The sequence below is a fragment of the Shewanella sp. TB7-MNA-CIBAN-0143 genome (genome assembly GCF_040310065.1).
In the GTDB taxonomy this organism is placed as follows: Bacteria; Pseudomonadota; Gammaproteobacteria; order Enterobacterales; family Shewanellaceae; genus Shewanella.
Genome location: NZ_JBEOPL010000007.1, coordinates 113,773 through 128,249 on the forward strand (window position 1 = coordinate 113,773; position 14,477 = coordinate 128,249).

The following is a 14,477-nucleotide window of genomic DNA, read 5'->3' on the forward strand; positions in this document are numbered from 1 at the left end:
AGCCTTGGCCTACCTACAAAGATCATACCTCTCAAAATCTCAATTCCCCATTCCTTGGTACCATGTTAGCAACAGAGCACCAATGGGCTTTTAATCCGCAAATAATCTGCATCTCAAGCACAATACGCTTTACAAGCAATCTCTAAAACAGCATTTACCTAATTGTTAAAATGAGATTTACATCACGCTGAAAAATGTGACCTTGCACAACTATTAACCACTATACCCATTCTGAGGTATACCCATGTTATTAGTAAGGTCTAGACTCACTCTATCACGTCACCTCCAATGACTATCACGTACCAAGTACAACATTCTAAGAGTGAGGAACACCATGAGCATCAGTCGTCGCGAGTTTTTAAAAGCCAACGCCGCTGCCGCAGCAGCGTCGGCCGTGGGTATCGCTATTCCAATTAATATCGTTCAAGCTGCAGAAGGTAAAAGTGAAATAAAATGGGATAAAGCCCCATGTCGCTTTTGCGGTGTAGGTTGTAGTGTTTTAGTGGGTACTCGAAATGGTAAAATTGTTGCCACTCAAGGCGACCCTGAAAGCCCTGTTAACAAAGGCTTAAATTGTATTAAAGGTTATTTCTTATCTAAAATCATGTATGGCAAGGACCGATTAACCTCGCCATTACTCAGAATGAAAGATGGAAAATATGATAAAGAAGGTGATTTTACGCCAGTAAGTTGGGACGTTGCCTTTGATACCATGGCCGAAAAATGGAAAGCCAGCATAGCCAAAAAAGGCCCAACTTCTGTAGGGATGTTTGGTTCTGGTCAATGGACCATTTGGGAAGGCTACGCCGCATCTAAGCTTCATAAAGCAGGTTTTCTGACCAACAATATCGACCCTAATGCACGCCATTGTATGGCATCAGCTGTTGGCGGATTCATGCGTACCTTCGGGATTGATGAACCCATGGGTTGTTATGATGACTTAGAAGCCGCTGACCACTTTGTATTGTGGGGCGCCAACATGGCAGAAATGCATCCCATCTTATGGGCACGTTTAACAGACCGTCGCTTAAGCCATAAAGATGCCCGCGTACACGTACTCTCTACTTACGAGAACCGTAGCTTTGACTTAGCAGATAATGCCATGGTGTTTAAGCCTCAAACAGACTTAGTCATCTTAAATTATATTGCCAACTACATTATTCAAAACAAAGCCGTAAACAAAGACTTTGTTAGCAAGCACACTAAATTTGCCCTAGGTACCACTGACATTGGTTATGGCTTGCGCCCTGAACATCCATTGGAAAAGAAAGCTAAAAACCCAGGTAGCGGTGATGCCAAACCGATTAGCTTTGACGAGTATGCTAAATTCGTTAGCACTTACACTGTAGAATACGCAGCTAAAATGAGCGGCGTACCGGCTGACAAACTTGAGATTATGGCAAAAGCTTACGCCGACCCTAACATCAAAGTGATGAGCTTATGGACCATGGGTATAAACCAGCATACTCGTGGTGTGTGGGCAAATAACATGCTCTATAACATCCACTTACTCACCGGTAAAATAGCCACTCCGGGCAACAGCCCATTCTCGTTAACGGGCCAACCTTCAGCTTGTGGTACTGCTCGTGAAGTAGGCACATTCTCACATCGTTTACCTGCTGACATGGTGGTGAACAATGATAAACATCGTGAAATTACTGAAAAACTTTGGCAAGTCCCTGCCGGCACTATTCCAGCCAAACCTGGATACCATGCCGTACTGCAAAGCCGTATGCTTAAAGATGGTAAATTAAACTGTTATTGGACTATGTGTACTAACAATATGCAGGCTGGTCCTAATATCAATGATGAAGTTTATCCAGGTTTCCGTAATCCAGAAAACTTTATTGTGGTCTCGGATCCTTACCCAACTATCACGGCAATGGCCGCAGACTTAATTCTTCCAACCGCAATGTGGGTTGAAAAAGAAGGCTCTTATGGTAACGCGGAACGCCGTACCCATTTCTGGCATCAGCTTGTTCCAACACCTGAAGGGTCTAAGTCTGATTTATGGCAGTTAGTTGAATTTTCTAAACGTTTTAAAGTGAGTGAAGTCTGGCCTGCTGAATTAATCGCTAAACAACCTGAGCTAGCCGATAAAACGTTATATGAAGTGTTATTTGCTAACGGCGTAATCAATAAGTTCCCTACCAGCGATTGTAAAGGTGCTTATAACGATGAAAACGAACACTTTGGTTTTTACCTGCAGAAAGGTATTTTCGAAGAATATGCTCAATTTGGTCGCGGCCATGCACACGATTTAGCAGACTTTGACACTTACCATCAAACGCGAGGATTACGCTGGCCTGTCGTTAATGGCAAAGAAACTACCCGCCGCTTCGTTGAAGGCAGTGACCCTTATGTCAAAGCCGGTGAAGGCTTCAATTTTTACGGTAAACCAGATGGGAAAGCCGTCATATTTGCACTGCCTTATGAACCCGCTGCAGAAGAGCCTAATGAAGAATTTGATCTGTGGATGTCAACAGGACGAGTACTGGAACATTGGCACACAGGGTCAATGACCGCTCGCGTACCTGAATTGCATAAAGCAATGCCAAGTGCTCAAGTCTTTATGCATCCTGCTGACGCTAAAGCACGTGGGTTAGCCCAAGGGGACGAGGTTACCGTGGCATCACCACGTGGAGAAATCAACACCCGAGTGGAAACCAAAGGTCGCAACAAGCCACCTAGAGGGGTGGTCTTTATGCCATTCTTCGACGCTAAACAATTAGTCAACAAGCTGCTTTTGGATGCAACTGACCCATTATCAAAAGAAACTGATTTCAAAAAGTGTCCAGTAAAAATATTTAAAGCCTAATACTGCTTTTATATTAATTGCTGCAGCTGTCACTGGATTATTACACCATGACAGCTGCGACACTCGATTTCTACATTCATTAGGATGTAACGGAGATGAAAATGAAAAAATTACTTAGCGTCGTGGCCATACTATTAAGCCTTAGCGCATATTCTGGACAACAAGCCGTAGCAGACAATACTCCTGTAAAAGTAGAGTCTCGTGTAGGTAACGTCGCCATAACCGACAACTCACCTGCTGATGCTATCGCCACCTACCCTACAAGAGGAAAAGCTATCGCGCGCAGCTTTGCAGAACAACCGCCGTTAATCCCTCACAAAGATAGCTATAGCATCACTACAGACAAAAATGGCTGTCTAACATGCCATAGCTGGGATAAAGCAAAAAGAATGAAAGCAACGCCAGTGGCGAAGTCACACGTTATAGATGACAAAGGCACATTAAATGGCATGAACTACTTCTGCGTACAGTGCCATGTTGCACAAGCAGATAATAAACAGGAGTTAGTGGAAAACACATTTACGACAAAGTAATTAGTGAAGATATAAATTCCCCCCATTCCTCAATTTGAGCAATGCCACTTCAATCGAAGTGGCATTTTTTTATCAGTGTCAGTGTTAAAACGGTACAAGTCCGAACAACAAAAGGGCTAAAAACAAAACCCAGCCTAGGCTGGGTTTGTTGGTTTAGATGTCTGCTGTGTAACTGGCGAACTCGGTTCTGCTGATGTTTGTGACGTATTAGGTGATTGTATCTCATGCTTCACAGGCATCGCCGCTTGCCATAATGCACCGACCCATAAACTTGATGTTGACTTCATAACCATTGCTCCGTTTTTGTTAACGAGTTCAAAGTAATCGTTTAGGGTTCATAGGTAAAATGAATAATTACCATAGAGAGGATTCCATTTAAGCATGAACATCCCAATCAAGACCTTACAGACCTTTCTCACCATAGTTGAAACCAAAAACTTTACCCGGGCGGCACAAAAATGTTTTATGACCCAACCGACACTGACAAAAACCATTCAACGTTTAGAAGACAACATTGGTGAGCAATTGCTTATCAGGAATAACCAAACAGTAGAATTAACCCAAGCAGGACAATTGTTTGAGCAAAGTGCACGGGAAATTTTAGGCCATTGGCATCGACTACAAGAAGGTATTAACAACCTCAGTGGCTTGAAGTCAGGACGATTACGACTTGGTGTCTGCCCTATGATGAGTAGTTTAATCACTCCTTTGCTGACCGATTATCGACGAAAATATCCCGGAATCGAATTACAGATGTACGAGTATGGCGGATTTGGTTGCGAGCAAGCACTATTGAGCAACAGTCTAGATATAGCCTTTACTGCACTTCCGACAACGCATAAAACAGAGTTAGCAAGTCAACTTCTGACTAAATATCCCTTACTGGCTTGCTTACCAGAAGGCCACCCACTCGCTAACAATGCTGACATACGCTGGCAAGACTTTGAATCTTATCCCTTCATTCTTTACAACGAAGACTTTTCATTAGCAAAGTTAATTAATTATTTAAGCCGTAAAGTTGGTGTAAACCTCAATATCGCCTTTCGAACAGGTCAGTGGGACTTTTTAGCCGCAATGGTTGAAGCTAACTTAGGCGTCGCGATTTTACCCGAACCCATTTGCCAACGGCTAACCAATAGCAAACTGGTATTTAAACCTATGCAACCGGCAATGACCTGGGATCTGGCTTTAATATGGCGAGAGAACCTACCGTTAACCCCACCAGCCCAAGCGCTATTAACGCTCAGCAGAAACAGTCATGAATAATATCAATACTGTGTCATAACCATTTAATATCGTAGAAATCACATAAAAAAGACATAAAAAAACCGCTGCCTAGGCAACGGTTTTTATGGGCAAGTCGAAACTAGAATTACTTCTTAGCTTCAGCAGCCTTACGTTCTTTAACTTGAGCAACAACTTTCTCAGAAACGCTGTTTGGACAAGGGCTGTAATGAGCAAATTCCATAGAGAATTGACCACGGCCTGAAGTCATTGTACGTAGTGAACCGATATAACCGAACATTTCTGATAACGGTACGTCAGCTTTAATACGAACACCTGTAACACCAGCGTTTTGATCTTTGATCATACCGCGACGACGGTTAAGGTCACCAATTACGTCACCAACGTTGTCATCTGGGCTGAATACGTCAACGTTCATGATAGGCTCAAGAAGTTGTGCACCGGCTTTAGGCATAGATTGACGGAAAGCACCTTTAGCAGCGATTTCGAACGCGATAGCTGACGAGTCAACTGCGTGGAAAGCACCGTCTTGAAGCACAAGTTCAACGTCTAACACAGGGAAACCTGCGATAGTACCTGTGTTCATCATGCTCTTGAAACCTTTCTCAACAGCAGGCCAGAATTCTTTAGGTACGTTACCACCAACCACTTTAGAAGTGAAAGTGAAACCAGTGTTTTGCTCGCCAGGGCGAATAGTGTAGTCAATTTTACCAAACTGACCAGAACCACCAGACTGTTTCTTGTGCGTGTAGCTATCTTCAATTTCTTTAGTGATAGTTTCACGGTAAGCAACTTGAGGCTCGCCTACAATTAGGTCAACGCCGTAAGTACGCTTAAGAATATCAACCTTAATGTCTAAGTGAAGTTCACCCATACCTTTAAGGATGGTTTCACCAGAATCAATGTCAGTCTCTACACGGAAAGATGGATCTTCTGCAATCATTTTACCGATAGCGATACCCATTTTCTCAGAACCGCCTTTATCTTTTGGCGTAACAGAGATAGAGATAACTGGCTCAGGGAATACCATGGCTTCTAGTGTACAAGGGTGCTTAGGATCACATAAAGTGTGACCAGTTTGCACGTTCTTCATACCAACGATAGCGATAATGTCACCAGCTTGTGCTGATTCAAGTTCGTTACGTTCGTTAGCTTGCATCTCAACCATACGGCCAATACGTTCTGTTTTGCCAGTGAATGAGTTAAGGATGGTGTCACCCTTCTTCAAACGGCCAGAGTAGATACGTACGAAAGTTAACGCACCAAAACGGTCATCCATAATCTTGAACGCTAATGCTTTAAAAGGTGCATCAACATCAACGATTGCGAATTCGCCATTTTCGTTACCTTCTTCGTCAGTTAGAGGTTGTGGATCAACTTCAACTGGATCAGGTAAATAATCAACAACGGCATCTAGCAATAACTGCATACCTTTGTTTTTGAATGCTGAACCACAGTATGTTGGGAACACAGCCATTGTACGAGTACCCGCACGGATACAACGCTTAACGTCTTCAATAGATGGTTGAACACCTTCCATGTAAGCTTCTAATAAAGCATCGTCTTGCTCAAGAGCAGTTTCGATCAGCAATTCACGGTATTCTTCAACGATGTCAACCATGTCAGCTGGTACAGGCTTAATTTCGAAGTTTTCTGGTAAACCAGTATCATCCCAAATGTGAGCTTCACGAGTTAGTAGGTCAACAACACCACAGAATTCGTCTTCGATACCGATTGGTAAAACCATAACCAATGGGTTAGCCGCTAATACGTCTTTAGTTTGCTTAACAACACGTAAGAAGTCAGCACCCATACGGTCTAACTTGTTTACGAAGATGATACGCGCAACTTCAGAATCGTTAGCATAACGCCAGTTTGTTTCTGACTGAGGCTCAACGCCGCCTGAACCACAGAATACACCGATACCGCCGTCAAGCACTTTTAGCGAACGATAAACTTCAACTGTAAAGTCAACGTGGCCAGGAGTGTCAATAACGTTAAAACGGTGATCTTTCCAGAAACAGCTTACCGCTGCAGACTGAATGGTAATACCGCGCTCAGCTTCCTGTTCCATGAAGTCTGTGGTTGATTCACCATCATGTACTTCACCGATCTTATGGATCTTACCGGTTAGCTTAAGGATACGCTCGGTGGTCGTGGTTTTACCCGCGTCAACGTGAGCGAAGATACCAATGTTTCTGTATTTGGATAATTCGGTCATGATTCAACTTTAATGATTAGTTTAAGAAGTAGACGGAGCATGCGAAAAAGAACCGACACACCGCACATCAGGTTATTAAGGCGCATATTGTAAATTGGAACCTTGCTGGGCGCAAATAGCTGTTGCAATATTTATTTGTTTTTAGCATAAAAAAGCTCAATTAATGCTATAAATTGCATATAAAACAATTGACTAAAATATAGTAGATTATTTTTTAGTCTTAGGAGTAATTTGACCGAAAAATGTTAAATTTTAGATGAAATACCTAAATCGGCATTTTTAGAGCCACATAATGTCGCGAAACAACATCACACCACAACAAATATGCATTTATTCACATAAAGATCGATTTTTGCTAATGGCACAAACATCCAGCAAGATGTGGTTTTTATCTACGCACTACAATATTGATTACGCCCAGACTGCTTAGCTTTGTATAACGCGGCATCGGCTCGTTCAAAGCAAGCTTGTATAGGTTCATTCTCGCCCAATAAGGCAATCCCGAAACTACAAGTCACGTTAATATTGTGATAAAAATGAAAATAACTAAGTTCATCAGTAATTCGTTGGCAAAGCTCAGTGGCATCGTGTAACTGTACATGCTGACAAACCACCACAAACTCTTCACCGCCCCACCGGGCTACAACGTCAAGTTCCCTTACTGATGCTTGTAATACTTGTGCGACTTGAACTAATATTTTGTCTCCAATTGCATGTCCATGCAGGTCATTTATTGCTTTAAATAAATCAATATCCATGATGATCAAACTCATCTTGTTGTTCTGACCCATTTTTTTCAGCGGCTGCCTTGCATCATCTAAAAAGGTTTGATTAAAATATTGGCGGTTATACAATTTTGTCAGCGGATCATGTTGAGCCAAAAAATCGAGGTCGCAATTTTTCTTCTCCAGCTCTAACTGTAATTTTTGCAACTGCTTGTTGTTGGTTTCTAAATGAAGGTTGTACTTGCTCACACACATTGTTCGGTAAAGCAGAAATAAGATAAACATTCCTAGAGCAGTCACCACTTGGATCACTAGGCTGTAATCAATGTCTTCAATAACAGTAATATTATGCCATTTTTTATAAATTGAAATATGGTCTGCCTTAGTGATTTTTGCCAATCCAGCATTAATCTGTGGCAGCAAACCTTGCTTTGCATGAGTAACGCCAATACGTAACTCATCTTCAGGACCACCCCAACCCGCTATTTTTAGCGAGGTTAACCCGTGTTGTTGAATATACGCGTTAACAGAAAACATCGACCCTACGAAGACATCCGCGTCACCGTTAGCCACCTTTTCCAATCCTTGTCGCTCATTATCAGTCAACACGGTATTGATAGTCGGGTAAAATTGTTGGATATATTCCACTAGACGATAATCTTTGGGTATAGCCAATAAGCGATCACCGATGTTTTCAAAGCCTTGTAAAAAAGGTTGGGATTTTAATGACACCAAGACGTTTGGAGATTTAAAAAAAATATCGCTAAAAGAGAGATAGGCGTCGCGTTTGGGGGTTTGATTTAAAATGGGGGTTAACTCGCATATACCTTGTTTGAGTAATTCTAAACTCTGTCGCCAAGACGAGGTGGGCACTAACACAAAAGTCAAATCGGTATAGTCGGTTAATAATGCTAAATAATCAGATGAAATACCAGTATGACGGCCATCGACAATGGCTTCATAAGGTAACCAATCGGGATCAACACAATAACGGATGATATTACGGTTTTTTGAATTGATGGCAGACTGACTCTCAACCACCGAAGCACTGGCATGCTTAGCGTTAATCAAATTAATGAATATCAACAGCGTAATCAATAATACGCTAGAGAACTCAAGTCGACTCAATGTTCGCATCATTTTTCAAAATAGTATGCTCCAACAATATGGTCCAACAAATTAGTTGAACCAAAAGTGTATATACTCTTAAGTGTATTACAACATACGAAAGTATGACAAAAAAATACCCGCTAAATAGCGGGTATTTTATTCAATAATCAATCGTAGGTATTACGCTTCGATTGGCAAAATAACAAACAGTAAGTCGCCTTGTGAAACTTGCTGTCCATTGCTATTAAGAATACGTTCAATACGATACTTTTGGTCTTCAGGATATAACACACCTGTTTGACGATTAAAGCCCGCTAACGTTAGTTGAGAGAACATCTTCATTGCTTCCATCAATGCCAATGTTTGTTCAACCGTGACAATGTCACCTTCTTTAACAAAGTCTGCTTCACCTGGTGCTGGAGAGGTATAGAAAATACCTGCACCTTGAGCCAATACTTTCAACTCGTTGCTTTCGCCAACACGTAATGATTCAGTATCAACCTCAATCGCTTCTGCTGCCGCTTCCATTTCAGCAATCAGTGCTGGAATGTCTAACTCAGCCATTAAGCGTGGCAAGTAGTTTGTGTCATACACCCCTTCGTTGAAGGTTGGATCTTTAAGGATAAGCTTCAACAATGGAATGTTAGTCGCAATACCTTTAATCACTACGCTATCTAAGTAGGCATACATTTTAGACACAACGTCGGCACGGTCAGTACCTCGTATAATGATCTGTGCGATCAAGCTGTCATAGTATGGCGATACTTCCTTACCCGCTGCTGCAATCGAAATAATTTCTACATCGTCACGCTGAGGCAATACACATTCAGTGATTTTACCAGGATTAGGAATAAGCTGAAGAATACCGTGGCTATCAAGCGCCGCTTTTTCCGCAGTCACACGCACTTCCATGGCGTAACCTTGGTCTATTGGCTGTAGATTTTCAATTGAACGACCCGCAGCAATATCAAACTGCGCGCTAACAATATCAATACCCGATGTCGCTTCAGTCACCGGATGCTCTACTTGAAGACGTGTGTTCATCTCCATGAAGTACACCTCGTTAGCATCTAAGTTATAAATAAACTCAACGGTACCTGCGCCCATGTAATCGGTCGCTTCACCTAACGCACGAGTGTACTCCATCACGCGCTGCTTGAGCTCTTCAGGCAACATAGTCGAACCAGACTCTTCAATCACTTTCTGGTTATTACGTTGCACTGAACAGTCGCGAATACCCAATACTTTGGTATTACCAAATTTATCACGCAGTAACTGCACTTCAATATGACGTAATGAGGTAACGTATTTTTCTAAATACAAATCACCATTACCAAACGCAGCGGCGGCTTCTGTCGCAGTTTTCTGGAAGAAACCAATCATGTCCTCAGGGCGTTTAACAACCTGAATACCTTTACCACCACCACCTTGGACCGCTTTTAACAGCACAGGATAACCAATTTCAGACGCTACGTTCACGGCTTGTTCTGCGTTTGTCAAAATACCATGACTACCAGGAACAACCGGCACATTTTGCTTTTGAGAAGTATGGATAGCATTAGATTTGTTACCCATGGTCGTCATTGAATGCACGCTAGGACCAACAAAGTTGACCCCATTGTTAACACATAATGCCGCAAACTGTGGGCTTTCTGACAAGAAACCAATACCTGGGTGCAACGCATCAACGTTTTCATACTCAGCGACTTTCAATACTGAGTAAGCATTGAGGTAACTTTCATCTGATGTATTACCACCAATACACACAAGTTTATCAGTATCTTTCAGCATATCTGCTGGAACAGATGTCATGTCTGGATCTGAGGCCACCAACACCACATTAATGTTGTTGTCGTGTGCTTTACGAATCAGTTTAACTGCCGTACAACCACGAGCATGCACTAGTACTTTATGGATAGGCTTCATCAATGCACGAGGATCGTCCTGTACAATAACGTCCTCTAGCTCAATCACTTCAGGCACTAAAGTCGACAACGCTTTGCTAATCACGTCTTCAATCTTAATTGTCGGTAATGGCATCAGTGGATCAATACCCGACAACTGAGTGTCTAAGGTGTCGCTAAATGGATTATGAACTAACCCCGTCATTGCCCCTGGCACTTTAGATAAGTAGTTAGACAATGTGGCTGTAGATGGTAAGTACGCAGGTACCACCATTTGACCAGCAAACGGCATATTGGTGCCAGAAAGATAGTAAGTCTGCACTAAAGGATGGGTTACAAAACTGGCTTGAGCACCACCAGTACAATCACCAAAACCAAACATCAATACCGGTAATTCGTTATCACGAATAAAGCGCGTAATACGATCGTTCACGACCGCCATTGAAAACAATGCCGCTGCACCTTCTTTAGTTTGCATACCACCAGAGCTGATAAAACAAATAACCGGTAATTTACGCTTTGCACATTCAATTAATAGCGAACTGAATTTTTCAGCACTGGCCATATCAAATGCACCCGCTTGGAATGCCGTATTTGAAATGGCAACACCAACACGTAACTTACTGCCATTATTATTAAAGTCAGCCAGACCGGTAATTAAACCACAAGGGCGGATCTTTTTATCAATAGCATCTTCAATCGATAAACGGAAACCAGGGAAGTTAAGCATGTTAGCTGACATTTTGTCGGCATCAATTTCATCAAACTTAGTAAAGAACTGTTTGATAATATTTTCCCAGCCCATCTTGCCTTGTTTTTTCTCTTCGCGAAGAATTTTTTGGATCAGTAAGTCTTGGTAACCCATTGTTAAACGGTTCCAAAAATCCTTACGACGACCAATACGTACAGGGTTAATTGTCCCCGTGTATTTATCGTGTTCATCTTCACTATCAAAGTACTCTGGTAATAGACGCTCGAAGAAATAAGTTAAGATTACAAACAGCGAATCGTTTAACTGCGGGAAACCCACACTCTTCCATTGCTCTACACGAGTAAGCAATTCAGCACGATTCGATTGATCCATAAAGTATTTAAGCCACTTATAGAACTTGCTCTTGTCGTTAGCTTTGTCGCTTGTCGATAATGCGTTATCAATCGATTTGTGGAGTAATTTATCCACTGATTCACGAGATAAACTTTTTGACATCATGGCTTCTTTCGAAATTGACGCCAAGCTGCCTACGACATTGTCATATAGCGCATTGAAGATAAGCACGTTATGACACTGCCAAATAAAATCAGCACGTAATTCATCGTTAACCACAATATCCAATACAGTAAGCTGACTTAGCTCAGGCCATGGAGCTTGCGTTGTAGATTTAGGCAGTGACTCTAAATGCTTAATTAAGCCATTGAAATTGTTAGCGGCGTTACTTTTCCAGCGATGGTATAACGACCAACCAATGTTAAATAACAATGCTTTACGTGCTTTTTTATAGTTCTCTTTTGGTTCACCCAAAATAAAACGTGTAATCACGTTACGTTCGGCAGAAATGTCTTTACGTTTAGCGCTGAATGTACCCCAAAGTTTATTCAGTTCTTCATCGTAAACAAGCTTATCTGGGTTGGTTAACCACGCCTGGAACACGCGTTCCTGTTCTTGCTTAATGCGCGCTAACAAATCACCTTCTGGCACGCTCACTTTTGATAAGCGACCATACTGTTCTTGTGAGATTGAATGAATACGGCTACGCAAGGTCAAATAACGCAAATAACGATATGCACTACCAAAAATATTGTGGTACATCGTTGGGTTATTGGCGACCGATAAGCGGGTATTATTTTCAAGTGTGAGCAGATTAGCCGACGGCGCTAAATAACGCTGTAAACTGCGATCATAATGCTCTTTTAAATCGGTAGATTCGCGCACAAAGTTCATTGCTGCACGTTCAACGGCTTCAATAGAACTGATAATCGCACGACGGAAATTATGCTGACGCTCATCTTTATCTGATGGAGTAAAATCGATAATGCCGTCAATACACCCAGCGGTATATAACTCTTCTGGTGACACGCCTACCGATTTAGCACATTCCTGCCATGACAAGTTGTACTTACGCGCAATGCTCTGTAAACCTTGTGGCTGAATGGTGTTAAAAATACCATCTCGTACAGATAGTAAAATGTTCGCTGCAGCTAATGGAATTGCACCACCTGAATAGCCTGCACCAATCACAATACCGACAGTCGGTACATCAACATTAGCACTTTCAGCAATCGCTTTAGAAATGGTATGCGCTTGATTTTGGCTATTGGCAATTTCGCCAGCATCTGCACCAGGAGTATCAATTAAATATACTATTGGCATCGACAATTCTGCGAAGTGACGGATAGCCTTACATGCTGCAAGATGGTGTTCTGGCATCCATGCACCGTTTGCGGTCGTGCGCTCTTGCGCAATAAAACCGATACGGCGAGTACGAGTACCAAAGTTAAGTTCCACTTCAGCACGGTAAAACGGTCCGATATGACTTTCGGCAATAATCTTGCCTTTTAAGTCAGCGATCATACGCTTCGCGCCTGGGCGGTTTTTATCCAAAGTCGGTTGAATAACTTTATTGACATAACCGTCAACGTCTAAAGATGCCAAACTCTTCAAGTTTGATTGAATGGAATCTTCTGTTAATAATCCTTTCACTTCTTCAGATAAACTCTGCTTGTTATGAGCAGGAAATAATGAAAAGTCTTTAGCCAAGTGTTCAGCTTGTAAGAAAAGTGGGTCAGCCGATAGTGCTTGAGTCTTGTTAGCGGGCTGCTTTTTGCTGGTCATCCTTAGATCCTCTGCTTATATAGCCTCTGAAAAATTTTTTTAGCCCGTAAATATAACTTTGTTAATGGGTAAATTACCATATAAACTAGCTTGGACGCTTTGTTCCATAATTGAGACAGTGAGGTTTGAATGCCCGATTTGAACGGTATGATGCTGTTTGCAGCCGTTGTTAGAGCAAAAGGATTCTCTCAAGCAGCACGAGAGATCGGACAACCTAAATCAACAATTAGTCGTAAAGTTGCTCAATTAGAAGAACAACTCGGGGTACGATTACTGCAACGAGACACCCGAAATTTAAGTCTGACTCAAGTAGGCGCATTATTTTTTCAACATTGTGATTCTATTAGTCATGAAATTGAAGCGGCCAAAGCCACCATAGAAAACACCCATAATGATATTTCTGGTGCGTTACGTATCGCCATTCCGGTATCATTTTCACAAGATGTTATCGGCCATTTATGTTCTAGTTTTATGCGCCTTTATCCCAATATAGAACTCGATATTCAATTTACCGATAACGATGTCGGGCTTGTGGGTGAAGGTTACGATATCGCAATTAAGTATGGTCCACTACAGTCATCAGATCTTGTCGCCAGGTTATTATTTGAACGCCAACCTATTTTGGTTGCAAGCCCTGGTTACATTAAAAAATTCAGCAGCCCTGCAACACCACAAGAATTAACTCAGCATAACGGCATTTTACTCGGCACTACACTGTCGGCACCCATTTGGGCATTAGGTAAAGGTAACCGTAAAATAATGGCGACCTTTAAACGTAAAGTGCGAGTTAATAGCGCCAGTATGGTGAAACGTTTAGCGTTGGATGATTATGGTATTGCCATGCTTTCTAATACTAGTTGCAAGCAAGAACTTGCAACCGGAAGCTTGGTGCCCATTTTACAAGAATGGCCAATGGAACCGTTTAAAGTGTATGGGGTGTATTCAAGTCGCCGTCAACTAGCCAGTAATATAAGTGCTTTTTTAGACTTTTTCACCAAACGATATACCAGCCAAGAATCATTGAATTCGATGATGAGTTAAACTATACACCGGCAAACGTGTCACCATCGGGTCTTTGTTATGCATATGGT

The 14,477-nt window shown here is 42.0% G+C and carries 8 protein-coding genes; 4 read left to right on the forward strand and 4 right to left on the reverse strand.

Annotated elements, in window-relative coordinates:
- Nucleotides 1–334 precede the first annotated feature (334 nt).
- Both napA and AAEY97_RS07805 read left to right on the forward strand, forming a co-directional pair.
- A complete protein-coding gene (gene napA / locus AAEY97_RS07800) occupies nucleotides 335–2,818 on the forward strand; it encodes a nitrate reductase catalytic subunit NapA (RefSeq protein ID WP_101086182.1) in 2,484 nt (827 codons plus the stop codon).
- Nucleotides 2,819–2,919: 101 nt separating this feature from the next.
- Nucleotides 2,920–3,351: a nitrate reductase cytochrome c-type subunit gene (locus AAEY97_RS07805; RefSeq protein WP_101086183.1), complete on the forward strand. Its 432-nt coding sequence runs from the start codon at nucleotides 2,920–2,922 to the stop codon at nucleotides 3,349–3,351.
- Between the two features lie 134 nt (nucleotides 3,352–3,485).
- Here AAEY97_RS07805 and AAEY97_RS07810 read toward each other — a convergent pair whose 3' ends face one another.
- Nucleotides 3,486–3,638, reverse strand: a complete 153-nt coding sequence (locus AAEY97_RS07810) for a hypothetical protein (RefSeq protein ID WP_174839623.1) — start codon at nucleotides 3,636–3,638, stop codon at nucleotides 3,486–3,488.
- A gap of 94 nt (nucleotides 3,639–3,732) precedes the next feature.
- Here AAEY97_RS07810 and AAEY97_RS07815 point away from each other — a divergent pair, with 94 nt between their 5' ends.
- Nucleotides 3,733–4,617, forward strand: a complete 885-nt coding sequence (locus AAEY97_RS07815) for a LysR family transcriptional regulator (protein WP_192115421.1) — start codon at nucleotides 3,733–3,735, stop codon at nucleotides 4,615–4,617.
- 106 nt (nucleotides 4,618–4,723) lie between these two features.
- Here AAEY97_RS07815 and fusA read toward each other — a convergent pair whose 3' ends face one another.
- From fusA to AAEY97_RS07830, 3 genes are all read right to left on the reverse strand, one after another.
- Nucleotides 4,724–6,817, reverse strand: coding sequence for an elongation factor G (fusA, locus tag AAEY97_RS07820; RefSeq protein ID WP_101086185.1), 2,094 nt, complete (start codon nucleotides 6,815–6,817; stop codon nucleotides 4,724–4,726).
- Nucleotides 6,818–7,209: 392 nt separating this feature from the next.
- Nucleotides 7,210–8,679, reverse strand: a complete 1,470-nt coding sequence (locus AAEY97_RS07825; RefSeq protein WP_192115786.1) for a diguanylate cyclase — start codon at nucleotides 8,677–8,679, stop codon at nucleotides 7,210–7,212.
- Nucleotides 8,680–8,832: 153 nt separating this feature from the next.
- Nucleotides 8,833–13,386, reverse strand: coding sequence for an ATP-binding protein (locus AAEY97_RS07830; RefSeq protein ID WP_192115420.1), 4,554 nt, complete (start codon nucleotides 13,384–13,386; stop codon nucleotides 8,833–8,835).
- Between the two features lie 129 nt (nucleotides 13,387–13,515).
- On the opposite strand from AAEY97_RS07830, the gene AAEY97_RS07835 reads away from it, so the two are divergent.
- Nucleotides 13,516–14,427, forward strand: coding sequence for a LysR family transcriptional regulator (locus tag AAEY97_RS07835; protein WP_101086187.1), 912 nt, complete (start codon nucleotides 13,516–13,518; stop codon nucleotides 14,425–14,427).
- Nucleotides 14,428–14,477 lie beyond the last annotated feature (50 nt).

Excerpts from the sequence above, each read along its gene's own strand:
- napA (WP_101086182.1), top strand. The coding sequence starts at position 335 with ATGAGCATCAGTCGTCGCGAGTTTTTAAAAGCCAACGCCGCTGCCGCA.
- fusA (WP_101086185.1), bottom strand. The coding sequence starts at position 6,817 with ATGACCGAATTATCCAAATACAGAAACATTGGTATCTTCGCTCACGTT.
- AAEY97_RS07835 (WP_101086187.1), top strand. The coding sequence starts at position 13,516 with ATGCCCGATTTGAACGGTATGATGCTGTTTGCAGCCGTTGTTAGAGCA.
- AAEY97_RS07830 (WP_192115420.1), bottom strand. The coding sequence starts at position 13,386 with ATGACCAGCAAAAAGCAGCCCGCTAACAAGACTCAAGCACTATCGGCT.
- AAEY97_RS07825 (WP_192115786.1), bottom strand. The coding sequence starts at position 8,679 with ATGCGAACATTGAGTCGACTTGAGTTCTCTAGCGTATTATTGATTACG.
- AAEY97_RS07805 (WP_101086183.1), top strand. The coding sequence starts at position 2,920 with ATGAAAAAATTACTTAGCGTCGTGGCCATACTATTAAGCCTTAGCGCA.
- AAEY97_RS07815 (WP_192115421.1), top strand. The coding sequence starts at position 3,733 with ATGAACATCCCAATCAAGACCTTACAGACCTTTCTCACCATAGTTGAA.
- AAEY97_RS07810 (WP_174839623.1), bottom strand. The coding sequence starts at position 3,638 with ATGAAGTCAACATCAAGTTTATGGGTCGGTGCATTATGGCAAGCGGCG.